Here is a 7,662-nt window from a genome sequence, read left to right on the forward strand (position 1 = left end):
ACCTGGTCGCCGAGCCGGTCGAGCGGCGTGCAGAGACAGCCCACGACCGAGACCGTTTCCGCCGCTTCGGCGCCGAACGCGTTCGCAACGGCGATCGGATAGTTACGGCGGATCACGGTACCGAAATTGCCGCTCGCCGCAAGCTGGTGATGAAGGCCGCCGTCGGTAACAAGGAAGGTCTCGCCATGGCTGATCTTCCGGTCGACGATTCGGGTCAGGTAAACCCCCGCCTCGGCGACGAGCCAGCGGCCGAGTTCCATCGCGAACCGGCTTTCCGCGAGAGCCGGATCGCGCGCCGCCAGCGTCTCGGCAAGCGCAGCGCCGACCGCAGCGGCATCGACCGGCTTGTCGCCGGGGAAATAGGGCACGCCCATGCCGCCACCGAGATTGACGAGCGGCGGGGCGGCGCCAATTTCGCCCGCCAGCCGCGCGGCGAGCGCGACCGTCTGCGCCTGCGTGTCGGCGATCGCGGCGGCATCAAGCGCCTGCGATCCCGCAAAAATATGGAAGCCTTGCCAGTCGGCGCGCGATGCGATCAGGCGCCGGACCAATGCCGGAACCTCGGCGGCGTCGACCCCGAACGGCTTGGCGCCGCCGCCCATCTTCATCCCCGATCCCTTGAGATCGAAGTCGGGATTGACGCGCACCGCGAGCCGCGGCCTGACCCCGAGATGCGATGCGATCGAAAGTGCGCGTTCGCCCTCGCCCACCGACTCCAGATTAAGCGTCGCGCCCCCGGCGATCGCTGCTTCAAGCTCGCGATCGCGCTTGCCGGGACCGGCGAAACTGATGTGTTCGGCGGCCATGCCGCTCGCCAGCGCCGCCTTAAGCTCGCCGCCCGAGGCGACGTCGAACCCGTCGACGAGCCGCGCCATGAAGGCGAGAAGCGGGGCGTAAGGATTTGCCTTCATCGCATAATGAAGCTGGACCTCGGCAGGCATCGCCGCACGCCATTCGGCGACGCGCGCGGCCAGCATCGCGCTGTCGTAGACGAACAGGGGCGTATCGCCCGCAGCATCCGCCAGCCGGTCGGCACGATCACGCCCGATGAGCAACATGCCGTCGGCGTCGGCGGCAAAGCCGCGGGGGATGGGGCCATGCGGTTTCATGCCGCCGCCTTTTGCGCCCATTCGGCAGCGATGGCCACCCGGTCGAGCTTGCCGTTGGGGTTGCGCGGCAGGGCATCGCGCCACTCGATAGTCTGCGGCTGCATGAAATTGGGCAGGTTCTGGCGAAGATGTCCGGCCAGCCCTTCTGCGTCGGCGACGCCGTCCTTGCCTCGCACAATAAGGACGATCGCCGCGCCGAGCCGCGCATCGGGAACGCCGAACGCCACCGCTTCATAGATCAGCCCCGACCCCACCGCGACATCCTCGACCTCGGTCGGGCTGACACGGTTGCCCGCGGTCTTGATCATCGCATCGTCGCGCCCGACGAAATAGAGGAGACCTTCGGCATCGCGGCGGACCGTATCGCCCGACCACACCGCCATGCCGCGATATATCGACGCACGCGGCGCCGGTTTGAAACGCTGCGCCGTGCGCTCATCGTCCTGCCAATAGCCCTTGGCGACGAGCGGCCCGCAATGGACAAGTTCGCCCGGCTCGTCATCGGCGGTGATCGCGCCATCGGGCCGGCACACGAGAATCTCGGCATGCGGAATCGCGCGGCCCATCGAGGTTGGATGGTCGGCGACCAGCTTCGGATCGAGGTAGGTCGACCGGAACGCCTCGGTCAGCCCGTACATCGGATAGATGTCGGCGTTCGGGAACGTCCTGCGCATCGCGTTGATCAGCGAGGGCGTCAAGGCGCCGCCGCTGTTGGTCAGGCGTTTCAGGAGACCCGCGGAGTCAGCCGGCCATTCACTCTCGACGAGTTGCACCCAGAGCGGCGGCACCCCCGCCAGCGTCGTGACGCCGTGCCGCGCCACCGCTTTCACGACATCGCGCGCGGTCAGATAATCGAGCGGCGCGACCGCGGCGCCGGCAAACCAACTCGAGAGCAACTGGTTCTGACCGTAATCGAAGCTCAGCGGCAGCACTCCGAGTATGCGGTCGTCCGGCGCGATCTGCAGATAGGAGGCAACGCTTTCGGCGCCGAGCCACAGGTTCGCGTGGCTCAGCATCACGCCCTTGGGCCGGCCGGTCGAACCGCTGGTGTAGAGAATGGCGGCAAGATCGTCGGGCTCGGCGATCGACGGCGGCAGCCCCTGCCCCCCCGAATCGATCACCTCTTCGCCGATCTTCAGATCCTGCAACGCGCATTCGACCGGCAACCCGTCACCAAGCATTTCGGCGCGCGACCGGTTCGTGACGAGCAGCTTCGCGCCGCTATCGGCCAGAATGTGCGCGACCTGCGGGCCCTTGAGCAGCGGATTGACCGGGACGTGGATCAGCCCGGCGCGCGCCGCAGCGATCGGCATCAGGCATGCGAGCCGCGTCTTCGCGCTCCAGCTCGCGACACGTTCGCCCGGACCACCGGCCTGTTCGAGCAGCCACGATGCGAGCCGCCCGACTCCCGCGTCGAGCTCGGCAAAGGTCGTGACCTTGTCGCCGATCAGCAGCGCAGCCGCGTCTGGGCGACCGCAGCGGGCGAGATGGTCGATCGGACGCGAAGATGGGTTTTCGGCTTTGGTCATCGGCTGTTAGGACTGGAGTGATAGAGGGCGGCACCATGCAAGGGAACGGTGAACATCACGCTAATGATGATGCGGCGCGCGCCACAGGCTTCGCGACGCCATTTGACCGCGCGCTATGGTTCGACCTGCTCGCGGCGCATGGCTTTGCGGGACGGGGTCGGTTCGACGCACATGGTCACGCCGACGCCACGACTGCATGGCTGCCCCTCCGCATCGAAAAACCGGGACATCTGGCTGGCCTGGCGAACTGGTACAGTTTTGCGATCCGGCCGCTCTATACAGGGAACGACGACCGAAGCGTCGCGCTCTTCGAACTCTTTCACAAGCTCAGGTCCAAAGCCGCGCGCCTGTCGCTCTATCCGGTTCGCGACGAGGATCGGCATGCCATCGCGTCGGCGCTTCGCAAAGCCGGTTGGTGGGCCAAGGAAAGCCCGGCAGGCGATCGCCATTGGCTTGAGCTTGGCGAGATGGACCATGACGCTTGGTGGGCGAGCCGCCCGGGCGCGCTGCGCAATACCGTCCAACGCAAGGCGAAGAAGGGCGTCGTCGATATCCAACTGCTCACCGATTTCGATCCGGGGAGCTGGGCCGCCTACGAACAAATCTATGCCGCGAGCTGGAAACCCGAAGAAGGCCACCCCGCCCTGCTCCGCGCCTTTGCCGAGGCCGAGAGCGATGGCGGCCGCCTGCGCATGGGGATCGCGCGCATCGGCGGCGTCCCCGTCGCGGCACAGTTCTGGACCATCGAGGGTGGCACCGCCTTCATTCACAAGCTCGCGCATGTCGAGGACAGCCTGAAAGCCTCGCCGGGCACCTTGTTGTCGGCGGCGCTGTTCCGCCATGTGATCGAGGTCGATGGCGTGAAGCGCGTCGATTTCGGCACCGGCAACGATGGCTACAAGCGCGACTGGATGAACCGGCACGACCCGCTGTGGCGCATCGAGGCTTTCAATCCGTCGCGCGTCGCGGCATGGGGGCCGGCACTGAAGGCATTCGCCCGTTCCGTATTGAGGAAAGAAAAGTGACCGATAGCAGCTCCGTCGACGCCACCCTGCGCGCCTTGCTCGCCGATGTACTCGGGTTGGGCGAGGACCGCGCCGCCGCGCTGACCGGGGACAGCGGCCTGTTCGGCGAACTCCCCGAATTCGATTCGATGGCGGTCGCGACGGTGCTCACCGAGATGGAAGACCGGCTGGGCATCATCATCGACGATGACGAGATCGACGGCGAAATCTTTGAAACCTATGGTAATTTGCTCGCCTTTTCGCTGCGCAAAGTGACCGGTTGATCCCGGATGCGCGCATGAGCGAATATCGACTGCGCATCGACCCCGCGGGCACACCCCGCGCCACCATCCTGATCGCCCCGCCGCTGTTCGAAGAAGCGAACCGCACGCGCCGTACGCTGGTGCTCGCGATGCGGGCGCTGGCGGCCGAAGGTTTTGCGGCAGTGCTCCCCGACCTGCCGGGGCAGAACGAAAGCCTTGTTCCGCTGGTCGAGGTCGATCTGGTCCGCTGGCAGGACGCGTTTGCCGCGGTGGCATCCGGAATCGATGGCCCGACGATCATCGCTTCGTTTCGCGGCGGCGCGCTGATCGACCATCGCGCGAGAGCGGCGGCATGGTGGCGCCTAGCGCCGGTCGGCGGCGGGTCGCTGCTCCGCACGTTGATTCGCGCCCGCGTCAGCGCCGACCGCGAGGCGGGTGTGACGTCGTCGCTCGAAAGCCTGCAGGACGAAGCCAGAACCGCGCCGCTGTTGCTCGCCGGCAATCGCCTGTCGCCCGCCATGATCGCGCAGCTCGGCGCGAGCGAGGCGCAGGCGGCCGAGCCTTTGCGCAGCATCGGCCTCGGCGCCGACGGTATCGCAGGAACACCGCTATGGCTGCGCGCCGAGCCTAGCGAGGACGCAACGATGGCTGGCGCGATCGCCGCCGATATTGCCGCGTGGAGCAAGACATGCGGCATCAACTGAGCTTTGCCTGCGAAGGCGCTGTGCTCGCCGCGAGCCTCGACGAGGCGGCAGACGGCACCGGGCTGCTGATCGTGTCGGGCGGCAACGAGATTCGCAGCGGCGCGCATCGCGGGATGGCGATGCTGGCGGCGCGGCTAGCGGAGGCGGGGCATCCGGTGTTCCGTTTCGACCGGCGCGGGATCGGCGACAGCGAGGGGACAAATGGCGGCTTTGAAAGCAGCGGGCCCGATATCGCCGCAGCGATTGCGGCGTTCCGGGCGGCCGCCCCGAACATGGTGCGCATCGTCGCCTTCGGCAATTGCGATGCCGCGAGCGCGTTGTTGCTTCACCAGCCGCTGGCGCTCGATGGGCTGATCATCGCCAACCCGTGGACGTATGACGGCGCAGCCGAAGAAACCGACGAACCCGCGCTTCCGCCCGCCTCGGCGATCCGGGCACGCTATCTGTCGCGGCTGAAGGACCCCAAAAGCCTGCTTCGGCTGATCAGGGGCGAAGTCGATTTCCGGAAGCTGTTTCGCGGGCTGTCGGCGCTCAAGGCGCCGACGCCCGCCACCGCGCCCGACGGTCTCGCGGCGCGGATCGACAAGGCGGTGGCGGGACTCGGGGCGCCTGCGACGATCCTGCTCGCGACCGGCGACCGGACCGCGCAGGCCTTTGTCGAAAACTGCCCGGCGGCGCTGAGCCGGGTACCAGTCGAGCGTCTCGCCAGCCCGTCGCACAGCTTTGCGGGGGACGATGGCGAGTGGTTGGCGGCCAGAATCCTGGCGATACTCAATCAACCGTCATTGCGAGCGTAGCGAAGCAATCCAGAGCTAGTTTACGTGCGCTCTGGATTGCCGCGTCGCCTTCGGCTCCTCGCAATGACGAGGTAAATTAGGCCTCCGCCATCGCGCGATATTCAGCTTCGGCCAGAAAGCGTTCGGCGTCGAGCGCGGCCATGCAGCCCATGCCCGCGGCGGTGACCGCCTGACGATAGACCTTGTCGGCGACATCGCCCGCGGCAAAGACGCCGGGGATCGAGGTCAGCGACGTGCCCGGCGTGATCTGCAGATAGCCGTCGTCGTCGAGCGGCAGCTTGCCCTTGAACAGCTCGGTCGCGGGGCTGTGCCCGATCGCGACGAAACCGCCATCGGTCGGCTCGTGGCTGGCCTCGCCGGTGACGGTGTCGATCAGGTCGACGCCGACGAGGCCAGTCAGGCCTTCGCCCGCGACAAAGCGCTCGACGCGCTTGTTCCAGAGCGTCTTGATCTTCGGGTTGACCGCAAGCCGGTCCTGCAGGATCTTTTCGGCACGCAGGCTGTCGCGGCGGTGGATCAGCGTCACATCGTCGCTGTGATTGGTGAGGTAGAGAGCTTCCTCGACCGCGGTGTTGCCGCCGCCGATCACCACGACCTTCTTGCCACGATAGAAGAAGCCGTCGCAGGTCGCGCACGCCGATACGCCCTTGCCGCCAAGCTCCTGCTCGCCCGGGACGCCGAGCCATTTTGCCTGCGCCCCCGTCGCGACGACGAGCGTTTCGGCCATATAGACGTCCCCGCCGTCGCCGGTCAGCTTGAACGGGCGACGCGACAGGTCGACATCGACGATCGTGTCCCAGATCATGCTGGTACCGACGTGCATCGCCTGTGCGGTCATCTGTTCCATCAGCCACGGGCCCTGCACGACCTCGGCGAAACCGGGATAGTTTTCGACGTCGGTGGTGATCGTCAGCTGGCCCCCGGGTTGCAGCCCCTGCACCACGATCGGCATCATGCCCGCGCGTGCCGCGTAAATGGCGGCCGACAAGCCGGCGGGGCCGGAGCCGAGGATGAGCATCTTGGTGTGGTGAACGGCGGGCATGACGATCTTTCGTTGCTGTGCGGACAGGCACAGATGGGTGTTGCCAACAGCGCTAGCAAGGGTCACCTTCCGCGCCAAGGGGAGACTGGCGAATGGCAAGTTGGTGGGAACGTCATGGGGTGCCGCGGCTGATCAAATGCGCCTGTTCGCAGGGGCAGATCATGAAGGTGCGCAGCAAGGTCGTGCCACACGCGCGCGGCCATGTGCTCGAGCTCGGCTGCGGCGGCGGGATCAACATGCAATTCTACCGGCCGGGGCAGATCGAGAGCTTCAGCGGGCTCGATCCGTCGCCCGAACTGCTCGCGATGAGCGTGGCCGCCGCGGCGGCGCGCGGGATTGAGGCTGACATCCGCGGCGGTGTCGGCGAGGCGATGCCGTTCGAGAGCGGGCGCTTCGACACGGTCGTTACGACCTTTACCCTTTGCTCGGTTGCCGATCAGGCCGCGGTGCTGGGAGAGATCCGCCGCGTGCTGAAACCTGGCGGGACCGCGCTTTTTCTCGAACATGGCGCCGCGCCCGATGCGCGGGTCGCGAAGTGGCAGCGGCGGATCGAACCGATATGGAAACGTATCGGCGGCAATTGCCACCTGACCCGCCCGATCGGCGATGCCTATGAAAAGGCAGGCTTTGCCGTTGACCGGCAGGCGGCCGCCTATATCCCGAAAACGCCGCGGCCGTTCGGCTGGTACGAGTATGGAGCCGCCCGCCCGCTTTCCTGACCAGAGGATATCGAGATGACGAGATATTGGCTTATCGCACTCACCACCCTCTTCCTGCTGGCACCAACCGGAGCCGAGGCGCGCAAGGTCGCTCTGGTAATCGGCAACAGCGACTATTCGAACACCAGCCGGCTGAACAACCCCGCGAACGACATCAGGATCATCGCCGCGTCGGCGAAGCAGGCGGGGTTCGACGATGTGACGGTCGCCGCGGACCTCGCGGTCAACGACTTCCAGAAGGCGATGCGCGACTTTCGCGCCAAGGCCGACGGCGCCGAGGTCGCGATGGTCTATTATGCCGGGCACGGGATCGAGGCGCAGGGCAAGAACTGGCTGATCCCGACCGACGCGCAGCTCAAATCGGACCTCGACCTGCCCTATGAGGCGATCAATCTCGACCGGATGATGGAGGCGGTATCGGGCGCGCAGATACGCATGGTCGTGCTCGATTCGTGCCGCAACAATCCGTTCGGGCGGTCGTGGCGATCGGGGACG

The 7,662-nt window shown here is 66.6% G+C and carries 9 protein-coding genes; 6 read left to right on the forward strand and 3 right to left on the reverse strand.

What is annotated here, in order from left to right; all coding sequences use genetic code 11:
* Together VGD20_RS21500 and VGD20_RS21505 are read right to left on the reverse strand one after the other, a co-directional pair.
* Window positions 1-1,109, reverse strand: a 1,109-nt coding sequence (locus VGD20_RS21500; RefSeq protein WP_331136407.1) for a pyridoxal-dependent decarboxylase, exosortase A system-associated, incomplete at its 3' end; no start/stop codon positions are given.
* A complete protein-coding gene (locus VGD20_RS21505) occupies window positions 1,106-2,638 on the reverse strand; it encodes an acyl-CoA ligase (AMP-forming), exosortase A system-associated (RefSeq protein WP_331136408.1) in 1,533 nt (510 codons plus the stop codon). The genes VGD20_RS21505 and VGD20_RS21500, both read right to left, overlap by 4 nt.
* A 35-nt stretch (window positions 2,639-2,673) precedes the next feature.
* Between VGD20_RS21505 and VGD20_RS21510 the strand changes: the two genes are divergently transcribed.
* Genes VGD20_RS21510 through VGD20_RS21525 form a run of 4 tightly spaced genes read left to right on the forward strand, consistent with a single transcriptional unit; the run spans window position 2,674 to window position 5,406 of the window.
* Complete coding sequence (locus tag VGD20_RS21510; protein ID WP_331136409.1) at window positions 2,674-3,663, forward strand: GNAT family N-acetyltransferase; 990 nt, start codon at window positions 2,674-2,676, stop codon at window positions 3,661-3,663.
* Entirely contained in the window at window positions 3,660-3,926 is a 267-nt protein-coding gene (locus tag VGD20_RS21515; protein ID WP_331136410.1) for a phosphopantetheine-binding protein, read from the forward strand. Before VGD20_RS21510 ends, VGD20_RS21515 begins: the two co-directional genes overlap by 4 nt.
* Window positions 3,927-3,940: 14 nt before the next feature.
* Window positions 3,941-4,609, forward strand: a complete 669-nt coding sequence (locus tag VGD20_RS21520; RefSeq protein WP_331136411.1) for a hypothetical protein — start codon at window positions 3,941-3,943, stop codon at window positions 4,607-4,609.
* Window positions 4,594-5,406: a hydrolase 1, exosortase A system-associated gene (locus VGD20_RS21525; RefSeq protein ID WP_331136412.1), complete on the forward strand. Its 813-nt coding sequence runs from the start codon at window positions 4,594-4,596 to the stop codon at window positions 5,404-5,406. The genes VGD20_RS21520 and VGD20_RS21525 overlap by 16 nt, the downstream gene beginning before the upstream one ends.
* 76 nt (window positions 5,407-5,482) lie before the next feature.
* Here the strand turns inward: VGD20_RS21525 and trxB are convergent, their stop codons facing one another.
* Window positions 5,483-6,448, reverse strand: a complete 966-nt coding sequence (gene trxB / locus VGD20_RS21530; protein WP_331136413.1) for a thioredoxin-disulfide reductase — start codon at window positions 6,446-6,448, stop codon at window positions 5,483-5,485.
* A 92-nt stretch (window positions 6,449-6,540) separates the two neighbouring features.
* Here trxB and VGD20_RS21535 point away from each other — a divergent pair, with 92 nt between their 5' ends.
* On the forward strand, window positions 6,541-7,167 hold the full coding sequence (locus VGD20_RS21535; protein ID WP_331136414.1) for a class I SAM-dependent methyltransferase: 627 nt from the start codon (window positions 6,541-6,543) through the stop codon (window positions 7,165-7,167).
* Window positions 7,168-7,182: 15 nt separating this feature from the next.
* On the forward strand, window positions 7,183-7,662 hold a 480-nt coding region (locus tag VGD20_RS21540; protein ID WP_331136415.1), incomplete at its 3' end, for a caspase family protein.

This window comes from Sphingopyxis sp. (genome assembly GCF_036402335.1).
GTDB lineage: Bacteria > Pseudomonadota > Alphaproteobacteria > Sphingomonadales > Sphingomonadaceae > Sphingopyxis.